Source organism: Peribacillus sp. 05N428, from assembly GCF_056397085.1.
In genome coordinates, this window is record NZ_JBFTMS010000006.1 from 93,769 (window position 1) to 111,051 (window position 17,283).

At 40.3% G+C, this 17,283-nt stretch carries 18 protein-coding genes and 1 other annotated feature; of the genes, 3 read left to right on the forward strand and 15 right to left on the reverse strand.

Annotated elements, in window-relative coordinates; translation table 11 throughout:
- Positions 1–49: 49 nt before the first annotated feature.
- The 8 genes from AC1DIV_RS08085 to hmpA all read right to left on the reverse strand — a co-directional run bounded on the left by AC1DIV_RS08085 (position 50) and on the right by hmpA (position 10,007).
- Entirely contained in the window at positions 50–1,546 is a 1,497-nt protein-coding gene (locus AC1DIV_RS08085) for a sodium:solute symporter family protein (protein ID WP_252266970.1), read from the reverse strand.
- Positions 1,546–1,737: a DUF3311 domain-containing protein gene (locus AC1DIV_RS08090; RefSeq protein ID WP_034307824.1), complete on the reverse strand. Its 192-nt coding sequence runs from the start codon at positions 1,735–1,737 to the stop codon at positions 1,546–1,548. The genes AC1DIV_RS08085 and AC1DIV_RS08090 overlap by 1 nt, the downstream gene beginning before the upstream one ends.
- A gap of 86 nt (positions 1,738–1,823) precedes the next feature.
- Positions 1,824–2,798 carry a hydroxyacid dehydrogenase gene (locus tag AC1DIV_RS08095; RefSeq protein ID WP_477576146.1) on the reverse strand — a complete coding sequence of 325 codons (975 nt, stop codon included), beginning with the start codon at positions 2,796–2,798 and terminating at the stop codon, positions 1,824–1,826.
- A gap of 188 nt (positions 2,799–2,986) precedes the next feature.
- Entirely contained in the window at positions 2,987–4,921 is a 1,935-nt protein-coding gene (locus tag AC1DIV_RS08100) for a sigma 54-interacting transcriptional regulator (protein ID WP_477576147.1), read from the reverse strand.
- A gap of 656 nt (positions 4,922–5,577) precedes the next feature.
- Entirely contained in the window at positions 5,578–6,012 is a 435-nt protein-coding gene (locus AC1DIV_RS08105; RefSeq protein WP_095389609.1) for a general stress protein, read from the reverse strand.
- 80 nt (positions 6,013–6,092) lie between these two features.
- Positions 6,093–7,340, reverse strand: a complete 1,248-nt coding sequence (locus AC1DIV_RS08110; RefSeq protein ID WP_477576148.1) for a glutamate-5-semialdehyde dehydrogenase — start codon at positions 7,338–7,340, stop codon at positions 6,093–6,095.
- Positions 7,341–7,375: 35 nt separating this feature from the next.
- Positions 7,376–8,464 (reverse strand): glutamate 5-kinase, encoded by a 1,089-nt coding sequence (gene proB / locus AC1DIV_RS08115; protein WP_477576150.1) that lies wholly within the window; start codon positions 8,462–8,464, stop codon positions 7,376–7,378.
- Positions 8,465–8,521: 57 nt separating this feature from the next.
- Positions 8,522–8,736, reverse strand: a binding site (T-box leader).
- 62 nt (positions 8,737–8,798) lie between these two features.
- Positions 8,799–10,007, reverse strand: a complete 1,209-nt coding sequence (hmpA, locus tag AC1DIV_RS08120) for an NO-inducible flavohemoprotein (protein ID WP_477576152.1) — start codon at positions 10,005–10,007, stop codon at positions 8,799–8,801.
- A 170-nt stretch (positions 10,008–10,177) separates the two neighbouring features.
- Here hmpA and AC1DIV_RS08125 point away from each other — a divergent pair, with 170 nt between their 5' ends.
- Positions 10,178–10,642, forward strand: a complete 465-nt coding sequence (locus tag AC1DIV_RS08125; RefSeq protein WP_048688442.1) for an RrF2 family transcriptional regulator — start codon at positions 10,178–10,180, stop codon at positions 10,640–10,642.
- 15 nt (positions 10,643–10,657) lie between these two features.
- On the opposite strand, the gene AC1DIV_RS08130 is transcribed toward AC1DIV_RS08125, so the two are convergent.
- The 3 genes from AC1DIV_RS08130 to AC1DIV_RS08140 form a co-directional block, all read right to left on the reverse strand.
- Positions 10,658–11,632, reverse strand: coding sequence for an HD-GYP domain-containing protein (locus AC1DIV_RS08130; protein WP_477576153.1), 975 nt, complete (start codon positions 11,630–11,632; stop codon positions 10,658–10,660).
- An 84-nt stretch (positions 11,633–11,716) separates the two neighbouring features.
- Entirely contained in the window at positions 11,717–11,902 is a 186-nt protein-coding gene (locus tag AC1DIV_RS08135; RefSeq protein ID WP_034307842.1) for a zinc-finger domain-containing protein, read from the reverse strand.
- 5 nt (positions 11,903–11,907) lie between these two features.
- Positions 11,908–12,579: a ribonuclease H family protein gene (locus tag AC1DIV_RS08140; RefSeq protein ID WP_477576155.1), complete on the reverse strand. Its 672-nt coding sequence runs from the start codon at positions 12,577–12,579 to the stop codon at positions 11,908–11,910.
- Positions 12,580–12,788: 209 nt separating this feature from the next.
- Here AC1DIV_RS08140 and AC1DIV_RS08145 point away from each other — a divergent pair, with 209 nt between their 5' ends.
- Positions 12,789–13,202 carry a reverse transcriptase-like protein gene (locus AC1DIV_RS08145; protein WP_053535537.1) on the forward strand — a complete coding sequence of 138 codons (414 nt, stop codon included), beginning with the start codon at positions 12,789–12,791 and terminating at the stop codon, positions 13,200–13,202.
- Positions 13,186–14,094, forward strand: a complete 909-nt coding sequence (locus AC1DIV_RS08150) for a DMT family transporter (RefSeq protein WP_323597714.1) — start codon at positions 13,186–13,188, stop codon at positions 14,092–14,094. Before AC1DIV_RS08145 ends, AC1DIV_RS08150 begins: the two co-directional genes overlap by 17 nt.
- Positions 14,095–14,138: 44 nt before the next feature.
- Here the strand turns inward: AC1DIV_RS08150 and AC1DIV_RS08155 are convergent, their stop codons facing one another.
- The 4 genes from AC1DIV_RS08155 to AC1DIV_RS08170 form a co-directional block, all read right to left on the reverse strand.
- Positions 14,139–14,432 (reverse strand): DUF6123 family protein, encoded by a 294-nt coding sequence (locus tag AC1DIV_RS08155; RefSeq protein ID WP_477576157.1) that lies wholly within the window; start codon positions 14,430–14,432, stop codon positions 14,139–14,141.
- Positions 14,433–14,710: 278 nt separating this feature from the next.
- Positions 14,711–15,586, reverse strand: coding sequence for a 5'-3' exonuclease (locus AC1DIV_RS08160; protein ID WP_057277833.1), 876 nt, complete (start codon positions 15,584–15,586; stop codon positions 14,711–14,713).
- Between the two features lie 85 nt (positions 15,587–15,671).
- Positions 15,672–16,499 carry a sulfurtransferase gene (locus AC1DIV_RS08165; protein ID WP_477576158.1) on the reverse strand — a complete coding sequence of 276 codons (828 nt, stop codon included), beginning with the start codon at positions 16,497–16,499 and terminating at the stop codon, positions 15,672–15,674.
- An 11-nt stretch (positions 16,500–16,510) separates the two neighbouring features.
- Positions 16,511–17,272, reverse strand: coding sequence for a nucleotidyltransferase domain-containing protein (locus AC1DIV_RS08170; protein ID WP_477576160.1), 762 nt, complete (start codon positions 17,270–17,272; stop codon positions 16,511–16,513).
- Positions 17,273–17,283 lie beyond the last annotated feature (11 nt).

Consider the following 17,283-nt stretch of genomic DNA (forward strand, 5'->3'; position numbering starts at 1 on the left):
TTTATTCTAGTAATCTACGATTATATGAATATTGGACTGATTCCCACTGTCATTTAACAAGCTTTTCCATTCCTGAAGCCTGTTTATTATCTTCTTTCATCCGAATTGAAGTTTTTCTTGTAACGGCACTCACTCCTAAAGTTACTGCGATGTTGATGAATAACACAGCTAACCCTACATCAAGATCTTGTATTGCTTGCGGCAGAGATGGAAATAATGTAGCAAGTGTCGTACCTGATGTGGTCGAGTATACAACAATTAGAATTCCTACGATCATTCCGGCAAATGCTCCTTGAACCGTGACAGGATTCTTTTTCCACAGACTGAAAAATAGTGCTGGAAACAACTGTGCCATGAAGCTATATGCCATAAGATACAGCGTAAAAATCGACTCCCCGCCATTGAACGTAAAATATAGAGTCACTATAGAAATGACAGGTACTAACATCCTGCTCAATCTTTGTAGCTGGTCATCTGATGTATTCGGCTTCCATACCTTATATACATTTTTTGAAAGTATCGTAGCCGTAGCCGTCAAAACGAGTGAACTGGGAATAAGGGCGGCCATTGCCCCTGATGCTCCAATAACTCCGACAAACCAGGGATCAAATGACATCTTCGCCATTTTAAATAAAGCTAAATCTGCTTCTGCTCCCTGTAAATTCGGGACTTGGAGAATCGCAGAAAAACCAATAAATAAAGAAAAAATGATGATTACTTGATAAATTGGCATAACCCCAGCATTCCAACGAAGTGATTTCGGACTTTTTGCTGAGAACACTCCCGCTAACATATGAGGAAACATATAGAATGCCAGTGCTGTCATGATCGTAGCTGATATAAACCAAGAGATACTCAAACCTTGTTCCGGGAAAATCAAAAATCCTTGTTTTGCTGTATCGATTGCTTCAAACATCGGCTGTATACCATCGTAATAATGAAGTGGAAAATAAATCCCCATAAAGACGACAACAGCCAGAATCATGATATCTTTAATGACCGCGGTCCACGCCACTCCATGCATCCCAGATGCCGTTACATAAATTGTGATCGCAATTACCCCAACAACTATAGCCACATTCGGAGATATGGACCCATAGGAGGCTTCCGATACGATTATTCCTAATCCTTTCAACTGCATGATCAGATATGGAATAATTGAAATGACGCTAATTACCGCCACAAGAACACCTAGAGCAGGACTGTTGTACTTTTTGTCATAAAAATCAGATTGAGAAATGACATTATTTTTTTTGGCATACCTCCAAATAGGCGGTAACAGCCAATAGGCGATTACAAAATAGAAGCAATTGAAAGCGTATAAGGCAGGAGGCATACCAGATCGATAAGCTCCGCCGCTTGCCCCCAAAAACGTATATGTCGTAAACATTTCACCTGCTATCAAGAAGAAGAGCAAAAAGCTGCCGAAGCCTCTTCCGCCTATAGCCCATTGTTCCAAACTCATATTTTTACCTTTTCGAGCTTGAAGCCCTAACCAAATACACAGAACCAGAAAGAAAAGGATAACAAGCAGGGCTTCATTCATCAGTCTTCTTCCTCCTCGGTTGCAGGATCAAGTTTATTAGCAATTATCAAAAAAACTGATGTAAGACAGACCCATAATATGGCCCAAAAAAGAACAAATGGCATCCCTAAAACATAAGGTTCAATTCGATTGATAACCACAAGCGAGCCAAGTGCCGGTATTGCACTTATCACATAGATTATTTTCTTCATTTGTTCACCACCCTTATCAACAAATGCCAAACTCGAATTTTCCAAACCTCATTTTTCAGAAAAAACAGATAATTATTAATGTATTATTACATTGACACCCCTTTAATTAAGGGCTCATTTACAGCCCAGTTCGGTTTCGCGCCAGTAAGAACTTGTTCCACCTGCATTGCGGCATGTACAGCCATGCGTACGGAACCTTCCTTCGTCAAAGCGGCATTATGAGGACTGACAATCACATTATCCAATTTAAAAAGTGGATTCCATTTATCAGGAGGTTCAACTTCAAATACGTCTATTCCAGCACCGGCAATCTCGCCTGCTTGCAAAGCGTTTACTAAATCAATTTCCTTCACCACACCGCCCCTGGAAGCGTTTACAAAAAAGGCGGAAGTTTTCATCCAGGAAAACTCACGGCTTCCTATTATTCCTTTTGTTGTTTTCGTTAACGGCAGATGCAGACTAATAACATCAGCGTTTCTGAATACCCATTCTAAATCTGTTGCTATCTCCAGCTCAGAATTCGGGCTGGCTGTAACATAAGGGTCGTAGCCAATTACTTTCATATCGAAGCCTTCGGAAGCCTTTTTTGCCAGTATTCTACCGATTCTCCCTAGTCCGATAATCCCCAAAGTCTTGCCTTCCAAGTCCATGCCAAAAAGTTGATTACGGATAGCAAAATTCCCGCTGCGCAGCTCTTTATCAGCCAAGCTTAAGTTTTTGGACAATGATAAAATTAATGCCATTACATGTTCCGCTACAGAATTCGCATTCGCCTCTGGGGTATTTGTTACATATATGCCACGCTCTGTAGCGGCTTCGATATCGATATTGTCCAAGCCCACTCCATACTTAGCTATTACTTTGAGGTTTTCAGCTGCTGTAATAACTTCTCTATTTATTACAGCCGTTGATCTCGTTAGTACTGCATCACAACCCTTGATTTCTTCCATAAGAATTTCTTGCGACAAATCAGACCCTACTTTAATCTTAAAGCCTTTTTCTACTAAATAACTTTTCCCCTCTTTCTCAATATCTTGAGGAATATACACTAAATGACTCACACATTCCCACCAACCTTTCATGTTAACCTTGAAGGAAAAACCTTTCCTACTACATTGTTTATATACAATTATTGTGCCAAGATAAAAAACATCCGTTTATTCAAGAAAGAAGCCAATTCGTTCTCAAATTAAGAGATAAATAAAGTAAACAAATTGTTTCATAATGAATTAATTTGTTTCAATCCGTTTCAATTTGTTTCAATATTCAAATCTTTCATCTTTCTCCATAAAGTCGTGCGACTCATGCCTAACTCAAAGGCAGCTTTTCCTTTATTAAAATTCACCTTCATTAACGTTTGAACAATTCTTTCACGCTCGGATAAATGTATCCCAGGTGACATATCCATCTCTTCGTTTTGGTCCGAAAACAGTATTTTCTTATTACTTTTATTCGGAAAATACATCTCGATATCATACACATCAATTAATTTGTTCTTATAAAGAGCACATAATCGCTCACAAAAATTTTGCAATTGGCGAATATTCCCCTCCCAATTCCCTTCACTTAGCTTTTTCATGGCACTATCCGTGATCTTGATTTGTTTTTGTTCCGAATGACCTTTCCGAATAAAGGCATTCACCAATAACGGAATATCTTCTCTGCGTTCCCGAAGCGGAGGCAATACAAGGTCCAGCACACTCAAGCGATAATACAGATCCTCCCGAAAGTCATTACTCTTTACCATTTGCATGAGGTCTTTGTTCGTTGCCGACACTATTCTCACATCAACCGGGATTACTTTATCATCACCGATGCGCATGATTTCACGCTCCTGCAGGACACGCAGCAGCCGGCTTTGCATTTTTGGGGAGATTTCTCCTATTTCATCTAAAAAAATCGTACCTCTATGGGCCAGTTCAAAAAATCCTTGTTTTCCGCCTTTCATGGCTCCCGTGAAAGCTCCTTCTGCATATCCGAAAAGCTCACTTTCCAATAGATTTTCGGGAAGGGCTGCGCAATTAATGGCTACAAACGGGTTATTTTTACGGTTGCTATGATTATGTATGCTTTGGGCGAATATTTCCTTGCCCGTTCCAGTTTCTCCAATTATAAGAATGTTTGAATCTACTTCACTATAACGTTGAGCCGTTTCAATCGTCCTCTTGATTTCCGAACTCCGATACAATATATCATCAAATGTGTACTTCGCCACATGTCCGCGTGAATGAAGCTTTCTAAAGAACTTCCCTTCCATCTCCTGAATGCGGGTAACGTCTTGAAAGGCGACCATATCCCCCACTTTTTTACCTTTTAAAAATATCCCGACTTTTTTTACCGATAATTGAATGGATTGGTAAGCAACGGTATCTTTTTCGTATTCATCGTCGCTTAAAAGCATATTACGAAATTTTCCGGGCCTTATTATATCGTATACAGAATTTCCAATTAAGCTCCCCTTGGAAATGGCTAATATCTCCTGAGCGGCCGTATTGAATACGGATATTTGTCCTTTTAAATCTATTGCAATAACCCCTTCATAGGCATAATTAAGAATCGTTTGGTAACGCTTGGTCTTCTCCTGTTCCCTTCTGCTGACAAGAGCTACTCGTTTCGCCTCAATCAACGCCTGCCGAAATGATTCCTTTCCAGTATCAACCAGAATGGCTCCCAACCCTATTTCTTCGGCATATTTACATGTACTTAAACCACTTAACACAACCTCACAGCCATCTCTGGCGGCTAAATCCACTAAACTGACTGAGGACTCGATATCATTTAATATATAGGACTGAATTGGCAAATCAACGATATCCGAAAGGTTTTCAACACCATAAATCATATTTAACGCACCTATGACAGCCACTTTTTTACTGCCAAAACGAGCCTTGCAATCATGCAGGGAACGAATGAGGTCAATGCCCTGTACAGGTATATCAACGATAGGAATGAATTCATTGCATTCTTTTAATAGTTTCGTGATTAATCCCCTTGAGATGATTACATCGGCATCAAGCTTCAACTTCCCAATCTTATCGGCATCCTCAACTACCTCCTCTAATACAAACTTCACCGATCCGTCATCATTGTTTTCCGATGCTTCCAACTTGTTGAATTCCTCAAATCTTTCAAAGGCGTCCGTAATATACCCTTTTCGAGGAACAACGAGTTTTATTTTTATCAAAACACCCACCTCCAACCTAAATCATTTTGCTTTATTGGATAAAGCTCAAAGCCCTGGTCATACAAGGTCTTGATAGTTCGAGTTAGCTAAGAATGCCGTAGAGTTTTTCAAAGCCAGAATATGAAAAGTTAATGCCTTAAGTACGCATGAGATTAATTCCCCATTTTATCAAGATATTCCATCTTTCACTTTTAAAAATAAAAAACCCTGTTATCGTGGGTTTTTTCATTACAAGGGTTTCGATTGGTATTAAATATCACAAAAAGAATGGTCATTCAATTCTTCTCAATAAAACTTGCTTTTCATCACTGGTAACGCTTTTTAACATTATAATCAGTATAATGATTCTCAAGGGGAAAATCATCATGAATAAAATATCTATAATTTCTTAAAGTGGCATCGGCTTCTGCTTTTTCACCATAATCCCCCTCCCTTTCTCGCTAATAGGACTATATTCCTTTATTCTTCATACCAATGTGGAATTCCTTTTGATTTTATCGTTAGTGACAATAAAATTAGCCTCCAAACAGATTAACCCCGTTCAAGAATCCTGAACGGGGTTTTTCAATAAATAAGAGCTGTTTAATTTTGAGTTTGTATGGAGTTTAGTTCTCAAACAATAAGTCTGTTCATTCAAGGTGGTTTTACTTGCAAACTTAAAAAGGGTCGGCTATGACAAGGATTTTCCCTGCTTTAATATCCTCCAGATATTGATCGACTTCGGCTTCCTCCAGTCCAATGTCCAATAATGGCTTTCTCAATCCGCCTGCTCCCGATGCTGCCCCGGCTGCCGCTCCCCCAAAAGTGGCGAAAATCGGTCCTGCTGCCAATATCGGACCTATTCCTGGTACGGCCAATGCACTCATTCCAATAAGCAGGCCTGTCAATCCGACAGCTCCGCCGGCTGCTGCCCCAGCTACTAATCCATCAGTTTTTGCCGGGCTGACTTCCTCGGCTTCATTTGGTAATTTATCGATGTTTTTTGCCAATACTGATATTTGATCGGATGTATATCCTTGTTCCTTTAAGTTTCCGACTGCTGAAATCGCTTCATTTTCATTTTCATATATTGCTATAAACCTCTTGTCCATGGTATCTGCTCCTTTAAAAGTAATGTATTGTACAATACCCTTAATTGAGTTTTAATAACCTTCCATGAAAGAAATGAATCCTATTCCCGGATTTGCCCCTGGCCATAAATGAAGTACTTGCTTGATGTTAATGCAGGTAAACCCATTGGTCCGCGCGCATGCAGCTTTTGTGTGGAAATGCCGATTTCTGCGCCATAACCGAATTCAAAGCCGTCGGTAAAACGGGTTGAAGCATTGTGATAAACGGCTGCGGCATCCACTTTATTCAAAAATGCTGAAGCATTTTGTTCATCCCCGGTTAAGATTGCTTCAGAATGCTTGGAACCGTATCGGTTTATGTGATCAATGGCATCGGATACACCTTTTACAGTTTTCACGCTGAGTTTTAAAGCCAGGTACTCAGTTGACCAATCTTCCTCCGTAGCCGTTTTCGCTCTCGGAAAGGAGCTGCAAACCGCTTCATCTCCATATAATTCAATACCCTTTTCGTCCAGGAGTTCCAGAATACGCACTCCATTTTCTTCAAACCATTTTTCATGGATCAGAAGCCCCTCAATAGCATTGCATACGGATGGGCGCTGAGTTTTACCGTTTAAGACAATTTTCTCGACCATCGTAATATCTGCGGTCTGATCGATGAAGATATGGCAATTGCCTGCACCTGTTTCAAGGACGGGAACAGTGGACTCCTTAATGACCGTTTCAATTAAATTCTTTCCGCCGCGAGGAATCAAAACATCTAAATACTCATTAAGATGAAAAAGTTCCTTAGCGGTTTCACGACTTGTATCCTCGATCAACTGAACAGCTTCTACAGGGATTTCCGTATTCTCCAATGCTTTATGAATGGAAGAGACTAGTGCCATATTGGAGTGTTTGGCTGACGAGCTGCCTCTTAAGATGACAGCATTCCCCGTTTTCAAGGATAATGTAGCTGCATCGATGGTCACGTTAGGCCTTGCTTCATAAATCATTCCGATTACCCCGATCGGCACCCGTTGCTTTTTAATCAATAAACCATTCTCTTTTTCAATCGTCTCCAATTGTTCCCCAATCGGATCATTTAAATCGATTAGAAGCTCAATGGCCGCTGCCATGTCATCAATACGGTTACCATTCAACATAATTCGATCTAATATAGACTCGCTGAGACCTTTTTCCCTGCCATCTTCCAGATCCTTTTGGTTTTCCTTTATCAAAAAATCTTTATCGATAATAAGTTGTTTCGCAATTTTCCCAAGAGCCTCATTCTTCTTTTCCGTACTCAAACCGATTAGCTGATAACTGGCTTTTTTGGCTGCCTTTCCTTTCGCCGTCACTTCACTCATTTCCAAATGCCCCCTTTTTTATTGAAATTGATTTTTTATGCTCTCACCCATTTATCGCGATGGATCACTTCTATGGAAGTGATTATAAGCTCGGATGTCCTCTTTCCCATCGCCTGTTTTAATTCTTCGTCGGAATAAAGAACCTCACCCCGCCCTAATAACCCATTTGCACCAAAGACTTCGACAACATCACCCTTATTGAAGACTCCTTTAATTTCATAAATTCCAGCTGGCAGCAGACTGCTGCCATTTGAAACTAAGGCCCTTTCGGCACCTTCATCAACGAAAATTTTCCCGGATACTTTTGAATGAAGTGATATCCATTGTTTGTTTTTCGTTACCGTCGTCAAGAGATCATTCCCAATATACGTGCCATCACCATTGCCTTCAAGGATTGTTAGAAGTTTATCACTCCCCAAACCAGAACCGATGAATACTTTCACCCCTAGAGACAATGCCGTTTGCGCTGCAATCAGCTTCGATTTCATCCCACCGGTTCCGACATTGGAACCTGCACCTTCTGCCATTTGCAATAAATCATCCGTTATTTCGGATAGCTTATCAAATCGTTTAGCCCCTGGATTTGTCTGTGGATTGGAATCATAGAGCCCATTAATATCCGTTAATATGATCAAGTTGGACGCGTGGACTAATCCGCTTACCAAGGCGGATAGCATATCATTATCACCAAAAGTCAACTCCTCGACCGATACTGTATCATTTTCATTTATGATCGGAAGGATGCCGCGTTCAAGCAATTCCATCAATGTCGCATAGGCATTTTTATATCTATCCTTTTTCGAGAAATCTTTCCTAGTTAATAAAATCTGCGCCGGAACGATTCCAAAGTTCCCTAATTGTTCCATATATGATTGAATCAATAGGCTTTGCCCCACCGCTGCAGCAGCTTGTTTTCCTTTGAGAGTGACAGGTCGCGTAGGATAGCCGAGCTTGCGAAAACCTGTCGCTACAGCACCAGATGAAACAAGGACAACTTCATGCCCCGCTTTCCTTAACGCTGCCACTGCCTGGATATGATCGGAAAATTTGTTTTGGTCGATTTCACCTTGTGTATTGGTCAAAGAACTACTTCCTATCTTTACAACGATGCGTTTCTTTTCCATCGATTACTTCCTCCAATAAATATCTAAGACATGAAAAAAAGCCCTTTTCATCCTCGAAATAAGGACGAAAAGGGCTGCTCTCCGTGGTACCACCTTCATTGAATGCAAGTTCATGCATTCCACTTTGCCTGATAACGCCAGGATTTGCGCCTATGTTTTGCATAGGACTCAAGAAGCAGGTTCTGCGCTTTCCTGTCGCGGGTCTTCCAGCAATCGACGCCGCTCTCTGTCACAGTGATTCTCGCATACTAATCTTCTCTCAACGTTCATTGTTTTAATATAGTATGCAAAAATATCTGCTTGATGTCAATAACATTCCTTCGATGAATGAACCTTATAGCGCCATGGCTGGGCCGAAGAATTCATAGTGGATTTTATCCGTATCTACCCCAAGCTCTTTCAGGTAAGTGATGATGGCCTTCATGAAAGGCACAGGGCCGCACACATAATAATCAGCCTCAGGTTTAACAATACTGCTCAATAATTCCTTATCAACATACCCTTGCTTTGCAAAATTCGGGAGGTTCTTATCATCCTCACTCGGATTTTTAAAGACAAAGGATAATTGATAGTTGGTAAGTTTGTGTCCTAGTTCTGTCAGTTCCATTCTGAACGGCTGTAAATGGCCATTATCGGTTGCATGAATGAATTGTACATCACGCTCAGGTGTTTGTTCAGCTACCGCATGGACCATGCTCATGAAAGGCGTTATGCCAACGCCTCCGCTCAAGAATACTGCCGGTGTTCGTTTATCCAAGTCGATGGTGAAATCACCTGCAGGAGCCGTTACGTCAATACTGTCACCCATCTGAATGGATTCATGCAAGTAGTTAGAGACCCTACCATCAGGAGAGGTTCCCGGCTTTTCTTTTTTAACGGAAATACGGAAATAATCTTTTCCCGGAACATCAGATAAACTATACTGACGGTTGAATAAATAGCGTTCACCCGGTATCTCGATCCGAACGGTAATATATTGTCCTGGAAGAAATGCCGGAACCTTATCTCCATCTGATGGCTTTAGATAAAAGGATGTGATTACTTCACTTTCCCGTACTTTTTCCACCACTGTGAATCGTTTGAAATCAGACCATCCGCCGACCTGATTGGAAGCTTCGTCGTACATTTCCTTTTCGATGCTAATGAAAACATTCGCAATGACTCCATACGCCTCTCCCCAAGCTTGAAGGATTTCTTCTGTAGCCGAATCTTGTAACACTTCTTTGATTGCGCCTAATAGGTGTTCTCCAACAATCGGATAATGTTCGGCTTTGACTGCAAGGCTTCTATGTTTTTGTGCTATTTGCTTCACGGCAGGTAAAATCGTTTCTAGTTGATCTATATATTTAGCTGCTGCCAATACCGTGTTGGCAAGTGCAGTTTGCTGGCGCCCCTTTTTTTGATTGGCATGATTGAAAACATTTAATAATTCAGGATGTGCTTCGAAAAGATTTTTATAGAATACAGTTGTGATAGTTGTACCATGCACTTCTAATACAGGTACGGTTGATTTGATAATATCGATGGTTTTCTGGGATAGCATAGGTAAACCCCTTTTCATAAACAAGTATTTTGAATACATGTTTATATTAGAACTTAAATGCATTAAAAGCAATATTTTTTATACATCTTTTCAGATAATAAGTTTTCATGTTTATAAAATGTTCACATTTATGATATAGTCAAATGGGGATAGAATGTGAGGCGATAAACATGAGGTTGACGAGTTATTCCGATTACTCACTTAGAGTGTTGATTTACCTGGCTACCCACGACCAAAGCAAATTATCAAATATCAAAGAGATTTCTGAAGTATATCAACTGTCTAAAAATCATTTGATGAAAATTGTTCATAATCTAGGTAAATTAGGCTATATTGAGACGATACGTGGAAGAAATGGCGGTTTCCGGCTTGCAAAATCACCCGCTGAAATAAATGTAGGGGAACTTGTGCGGAGAACCGAAGAAGATTTTTATTTAGTGGAATGTTTTAAAGATCACGATAACTGTGTGATTTCTCCCGTTTGTTCATTGAAATTTGTCCTTAACAATGCCTTGGATGCTTTTTTAAAGGTCCTTGATCAATATACGATTGCAGACTTCAGCGAAAATAAAGTAATGCTCAAAACCTATTTTGATTCGGTAAAGCAGAATGACGAAAAGCCCGATTTTTTATAATCGGGCTCTTTTTCATTAACCGATGATTCGTTCGATTTGCCATTCTTTTTCCATTCGTAAATCTATGATCTCTGTACCGGTTTTCAACAGAGCTTTAAGGGGATCGTATGGATCGATCATGATGATCGTCCCGTTTCGTCCATTGGTAAGGGTGACTTCTTTTCCGACTAAAGTGGACATTAATCGGTTTACAAACTCCATTAGGATCTCAGGATTAAATTTACCGAACTTATCGCTGTTCATTTGCTCAATCACCTTATAAAACGGCATGGCCCGATGATATACACGATTTGAAGACATCGCATGGAATACATCGGCTATTGCGACGATTTTCGCATGATGATGGATATCATTCCCCATCAGACCATGTGGATAGCCTTTCCCATCTTCCCGTTCATGGTGCTGAAGGGCTGTTAATGCAATCGATGGTGGGATTCCTGGGATACTTTTAAGTAATTCATAACCATAAATGGCATGGCGTTTCATTTCTTCATATTCTGCCGCAGTCAGTTTACCCGGCTTTTCCAATATACTATCCGGAATCCTTGTTTTACCCACGTCATGCAGTGTGGCTGCCAGTGTCAGTGTTGAAAGGTTTTCTTTCGATAATCCAAGCTTCATCCCTAGATAAGTGGCAATGATCCCGACACCGATATTATGCTTATAGGTGTACTCGTTATTTGCTTGCAGCTCTTCGAAAAGGTAATAAACATCAGGATTCTTTGCAGCTTCTGCAATGACAGGTGCAACTTTTGCTTTAATCAATACAATCTTATCAAGCTGTATTTTTCCTTCATTTCGTATATCTTGAAAGATGTTTTTCAATTGAAGCGAAGCTTCGTTGATTCTTTCCTGAATATTTACGTTAGGTCGTACATGATCTACCGTTAAAGAAGTTGCATCTTTTTTCAATTCTTCCCTTATGAAATCAATTCTGGGTATGGTAAGAGGCGTTTTCGCATTATATAGTTTCCCTCTTCTATTTTTCATTGCTCTCACACTTTTCTCTATTTTTCACCTATAATACCATATCCTTCATTGCCTTGTGTCTTAATGAAAGCAATTTTTGGGCACTTAAGTTCGGTCACTAAGTTCATTGCCCAGCTGTTTTAATTTTTCACCAACCGTGCATTCTGAAATACAGAACTGATGGGCATACGTACGCCCCTTCTCTTTTCGAAAATGCTTTCTTAAAAAACAATCTTGGCAAAATGAAGCGAGAACATCTTCCACTTCTTCATATATTTTTTTCCTGTTCATTGTTGTTATGGCTCCTTTGACCCAGCAATTTCTATTTTACTGAAAATGGCTTTTCCTTGCAGTGCAAGTGTGGCCAGGCGATCGGCTTCCTGGTTTTCCTTTCGAGAAATCGGCTTGCAGACAGGAATGATCTTTAATTTATCCAGTTTCGCTTCAATGCGGTCCAGCCATTTATTTAAGTTTTCTTCCATACAGGGCCATTCACCTGAAAGTTGATTTAAGACGACGAGAGAATCCCCTTTAAAGACACAGCTTTGATGGTGGATTCCAAGTTCGTCCATCTGCCTGACCGCTTCATGAAAAGCCGCATATTCAGCTTCATTATTGGATTCGAATTGCTCGAATTTCACATTGGTGCGTAACCGCCAGAACTTTTTTCCTTGACGATAATAAATGGCAACACCAATTCCTGCCACCTTTTCATCTTTTTGAAAACCTCCATCAAAGAAAACCGTCACATCCTGCGGTTCTTCCTCAATTTCCGTCAGGAGTTTCTTTAACTCCTTCTTGGTCCATGTTGTATCGAATTCATCCTTGAATTCCACTTCTTTCAGCCTTCCTGCCTTTTCAAGATCTTCCGTAATGACCAGTGCAGTCCCGGCATCGAGCCAATCCGAAACGAAATCGGCAGATGGTTTTTTTGAAGCTTGATATGTCCATTGCATAATTACCTTCAAAGATTTCCAGCTCCTTATCCATTCACGATTCATGCAGAACAGCTTACAAATTTCATACCTTTTTTTCGTCATACCCTTTATAATATATTGTAAGCATTTTAATCACTCTTTTAATTATAGTTCCCATATCAGCCTGAAATTCTCATGTTTCAATCTTAATTTTAAATGAAACGTAACATTTTACAGTTAAACTCGAGGAGGAGCACATCTTGATCGAAGTGTATATTGATGGTGCCAGTGCGGGCAATCCAGGGCCTAGCGGTGCAGGTGTTTTCATAAATAATAACGGTGTGGTCGAGAGGCATTCCTTTCCTCTTGGGAATATGGAAAACCATGAAGCGGAGTACCATGCCTTAATCAAAGCATTGGAGATTTGTGTGGCCAATAAGTATCAAGTCGTTTCTTTTCGAACGGACTCCCAAGCCATCAACCAGGCCATTGAAAAAAGATTTGCAAAAAATAAGTATGCCCTTTTGCTGGAACGGGCTTTAAAGCTTTCCGACGAGCTTGATTTATTTTTCATGAAATGGATTCCAAATATCGAAAATAAGTCCGCGGATGAGTTGGCAAGACGGGCCATTCGCTTGAATAAGGCTGAGGAAATTCATGAACAAGACAGCTGATTTTTCATTATTATTCGTTGTATTCATCTGGGGCGTCACTTTTGTCATGGTCCAAAATGCGCTATCTTTTCTTGACCCCTTCACGTTTAATGCCGTCCGTTTTTTCATGGCCTTCGTATTCTTGCTCATCCCTTATTTATTGACTCTACACAAAAAGGGGAAAAACGGGAGCAAGGGCCTTTTTAAAGCTGGGTTTCATATTGGTGTATGGCTTTTTCTCGGTTATGGGCTTCAAACGATCGGATTGAATTATACAACGCCTGCAAAGACTGGCTTTATAACAGGATTAAGTGTTGTCATGGTACCTGTTTTTTCCCTGCTGCTATTAAAGCATAGGCTTTCCCGAAATACAATAATAGGTGTCGCAGCCGCAACCATCGGACTTTATTTAATGACTTTCGCTGACCGCTCCAATTTGAATATCGGTGATTTACTGGTATTTTTATGTGCAATCAGTTTTGCCATGCAAATCATCACTACCGCTAAATATGCCAAGACCCTTCCCGCTTTACCGCTGACGTTGGTTCAGGTTTCCACCGTATCTTTATTATCATTTGTTTCAGCTTTCATTTTCAAAGAGAATCATTCCGTCATCTTCAGCTCAGAGGTCATGTTACAGAAGGATGTATGGACTGCTTTATTGGTTACGGCAGCCCTTGCCACGGCGTTCGCCTTTTTCGCACAAACCTTCTTCCAAGCCTATACGACACCTACAAGAGTGGCGCTGATCTTTTCAATGGAACCGGTTTTTGCAGCGTTATCCTCATACATATTGATAGGGGAAAAATTGACTTCCGCTTCCATCATCGGCTGCGCATTCATATTCTTGGGAATGATTTTTGCAGAACTGCCTGTTAAGAAAAAGAAACCGGTGACACAGGGGTTTTCTTGAAAAGCCCAATAAAATAAATCGGACTTCCAGTTACGAAGTCCGATTTATTTAAGTAGCCCCTGATCTTTTGCAAACGATACCGCTGCACTACGCGTTTCAATGCCATTTTGTTTTAAGTTTTCCAAAAAGGAGATATAAAAGCTGCCATCAAAATTCTTTTGTACCTTCAATGTCAACTCTATTGCTGCATTGACTAAAATATCACTTGCATCCGTGTAGCGCTTACCAAAATAAATAAAACCAATCGCGTCATTACCAAAAGTGAATCCCTTACCCTCTAAAAAACTAACATACTCTTCAGTTGATTTCGCCACTTCTGCATCCACTCCATACTTCATGCCTTATTTTCATCTTACCGTATATAAAAGAATTTGACTATCCATTTTTCGACAAAAAAATCATCGTACAAAATAAAGGACCTCCCATTAGGGAGGTCCCAGACTGTACAATTTGAACGTTGATTGGAACGTAGGACACTCGTTTTCCGCGGCCGGTCCGCCCTCGGCGCAAGCGCCTGCAGGGTCTCCCTTCAACGCGCGGGCTAGTAGAGCCCCAATCTCTTAAATTCAGGCGGAAATTTAAAGGGAATTTCAAAAGGGGAGCTCCCCTTTTTTGATTAGATCATTCGCAGTAAAGTCCTGAATTCATGATCCCTAGCCAGATTTTTGACCTTTTCGCGATCATACTGATAGACCGCATCGTCCAAAGGACATGAAATTGGTACATCACATTTTATTTCTGCTAGCTTTCTGGATAAATGAAGCATATCGACAGCGGATTCAATTTTAGCCCGTTGCCCATTCGTCAATGAAGCAACATTTTCAAGAATGCCTTCGATACTTTGATACTGTATCAATAATTTCAATGCTGTCTTCTCCCCAATTCCTTTAACCCCGGGATAGTTATCAGCTGTATCACCCATTAAAGCTTTTAAATCGATCATTTGCCTTGGTGTAATCCCTTTCCACTCAAAAAAGCTATCGGGATTATGCACCTCATAGTTACCATACCCTTTTTTTAATAATAGTACGGAGATGTTTTCCTCTATTAACTGAAGCATATCTTGATCGCCAGTCAATATACCCACTCGGCTATGCTGTGCAGATGCTTTGGCAATTGTTCCGATACAGTCATCCGCCTCATAACCAGATAGTCCTATGTTAGGGATATCGAATGCTTCAACCGCTTTTTTCGCTAAGTCGAATTGAGGGATCATTTCGACTGGAGCTTCTGATCGATTCGCCTTGTATCCATCAAATAATTCATTTCTGAAAGTCTTGCTGCCCATATCCCAGCATACCGCTACATGACTGGGTGAAAAGTGATTCACCGCCGTCAGCATATGCTTCAAAAAACCTTGAACGGCATTGGTCGGGATGCCTTTGGAGTTAATCATGAATTGACCAGTAACGGCCGTTGCATAAAAAGCTCTAAATAAAAGCGCCATTCCATCGACAAGCATAAAGGATGGATGCTGCTCATTTTCTTTCATTAACACATTATCACCTCTATCATGATGTACTTCCATTTTAACATAACTGTCCCTTTTTTTAAGGATCGTTTAATTGGAAAAAATATTATTCAATTGGATTATCATCATACGATATCCAGTCACTGAAACTGCCAATATAAATCTTCACATCTTTAAAGCCCGCTTCTTTCAGGGCGATATAATTGGGTGAGGCCGTTACACCTGAACCGCAGTACACAATGATTTCCTTATCTTTACCGATGCTTGTAAAATTCGACTGAAGATCTTCCTTCTTTTTAAAATAGCCATTTTCCAAAACGTTCGTCCACACCTTATTTACTGCACCAGGTATATGGCCGGCTTTTTTATCAATTGGCTCCTCGATTCCCTCGTAGCGCTTAGATTCCCGTGAATCCATTAATACGATATCGTCAGATCTATTCAAAGTGTAATCCTTCACTTTTCGAAAAGATGCAAAAACGTGTTCATTTAAATCGATACGATATTCGGTTGGCATATAATTCATTTGAATCGAGTCAATCGGATAGCCTGCATCCCTCCAGGCGCGATATCCCCCGTTCAGGACAAAGACTTTCTGATGCCCAAGGTAGCTTAACAACCAGACAAACCTGGAAGCAAAAGAACCTTCCCCGCCATCATAAGCGATAAGTACAGTATCGTTGGTGATTCCATTTGATTCCAGTTTATTTTTAATGGTTTCCAGATCAGGAAGAGGATGTCTTCCGCCATGTTCTTGAACCTGACCCGATAAGTCCTTTTCAAGATCGAAATAAACAGCGCCTGAAATATGGTCTTTTTTGTAATCATTATACCCTGCGTCAGGAGAGCCTAATTGAAAGCGGCAGTCACAAATTCTGATATCTCTAGAATTCAACAACGGCAACAGCTCTTCTTTTTCGATTATAAAACTCATCTCATATCCCCCTATTCCAAAATGGCCCAAATTAATTCATTAAGTTCCATTTCCATGTTCTTCCCTTGATGTAGCCTAGTTATCTCATTCTTTATGGAAAGTGATTTCCCTTCTATTAGCGAAAGATTATTTTCACTTTCATTATTTATTACACATTCTTCCATTTGTTTTGCTTTAAATATCCGGGTCATCCTGTTTTTCATTCCTTGATCCGTTGAAACCGTATCAAGTAATTCCCATACCGATAATGGTGGCAGAGAACCCCGTTGGATGATATATTCAAGGGTTAAATACGAACGGTATACTTGTACCCATATTTTTAGCTCTTTTCTTTCGGAACCCCTTGTTTTTGTCAATTGTTGAAGATTGTCGCTCATCATCCGATAGTAATGGTGCCCCAGTGCCTTTTTGGAATAGCAACCCGCTATCAAACCAGTCATCTTCCTATAATAATCCGGATGGGTTATCAACCTGATAGGTGACTGAAACAATTCAAATAGAGCAGGGTTACTCTTTAAGGTAAGTCGGGATGATTTAAAGAGATCCCAGCCTTCCATGTCAAATAGGCCTTCTTTCACTTGAATGACTTCAACTGGTTGCCTCAAGCTCAAGTATGATCGCTTATCATTATGAACATATATAAACCGAACATCGTAATCCGATTGGACCGATGATAAACCAAAAGAATGGCTGCCAGTAACAGCAGCCATCAATATGGTTATATCCTCATTCTTTTCCAGGTATCTCAAGCGTGAAATAAGGTTTTCTTTCATGAATGAACCTC

What these genes read in the sequence shown, in the direction of transcription:
- AC1DIV_RS08125 (WP_048688442.1), top strand. Translation starts at nt 10,178, where the DNA reads ATGAGGTTGACGAGTTATTCCGATTACTCACTTAGAGTGTTGATTTAC.
- hmpA (WP_477576152.1), bottom strand. Translation starts at nt 10,007, where the DNA reads ATGCTATCCCAGAAAACCATCGATATTATCAAATCAACCGTACCTGTA.
- AC1DIV_RS08155 (WP_477576157.1), bottom strand. Translation starts at nt 14,432, where the DNA reads ATGAAGTATGGAGTGGATGCAGAAGTGGCGAAATCAACTGAAGAGTAT.
- AC1DIV_RS08160 (WP_057277833.1), bottom strand. Translation starts at nt 15,586, where the DNA reads ATGAAAGAAAATGAGCAGCATCCATCCTTTATGCTTGTCGATGGAATG.
- AC1DIV_RS08130 (WP_477576153.1), bottom strand. Translation starts at nt 11,632, where the DNA reads ATGAAAAATAGAAGAGGGAAACTATATAATGCGAAAACGCCTCTTACC.
- AC1DIV_RS08135 (WP_034307842.1), bottom strand. Translation starts at nt 11,902, where the DNA reads ATGAACAGGAAAAAAATATATGAAGAAGTGGAAGATGTTCTCGCTTCA.
- AC1DIV_RS08105 (WP_095389609.1), bottom strand. Translation starts at nt 6,012, where the DNA reads ATGGACAAGAGGTTTATAGCAATATATGAAAATGAAAATGAAGCGATT.
- AC1DIV_RS08165 (WP_477576158.1), bottom strand. Translation starts at nt 16,499, where the DNA reads ATGAGTTTTATAATCGAAAAAGAAGAGCTGTTGCCGTTGTTGAATTCT.
- AC1DIV_RS08170 (WP_477576160.1), bottom strand. Translation starts at nt 17,272, where the DNA reads ATGAAAGAAAACCTTATTTCACGCTTGAGATACCTGGAAAAGAATGAG.
- AC1DIV_RS08150 (WP_323597714.1), top strand. Translation starts at nt 13,186, where the DNA reads ATGAACAAGACAGCTGATTTTTCATTATTATTCGTTGTATTCATCTGG.
- AC1DIV_RS08110 (WP_477576148.1), bottom strand. Translation starts at nt 7,340, where the DNA reads ATGAGTGAAGTGACGGCGAAAGGAAAGGCAGCCAAAAAAGCCAGTTAT.
- proB (WP_477576150.1), bottom strand. Translation starts at nt 8,464, where the DNA reads ATGGAAAAGAAACGCATCGTTGTAAAGATAGGAAGTAGTTCTTTGACC.
- AC1DIV_RS08090 (WP_034307824.1), bottom strand. Translation starts at nt 1,737, where the DNA reads ATGAAGAAAATAATCTATGTGATAAGTGCAATACCGGCACTTGGCTCG.
- AC1DIV_RS08085 (WP_252266970.1), bottom strand. Translation starts at nt 1,546, where the DNA reads ATGAATGAAGCCCTGCTTGTTATCCTTTTCTTTCTGGTTCTGTGTATT.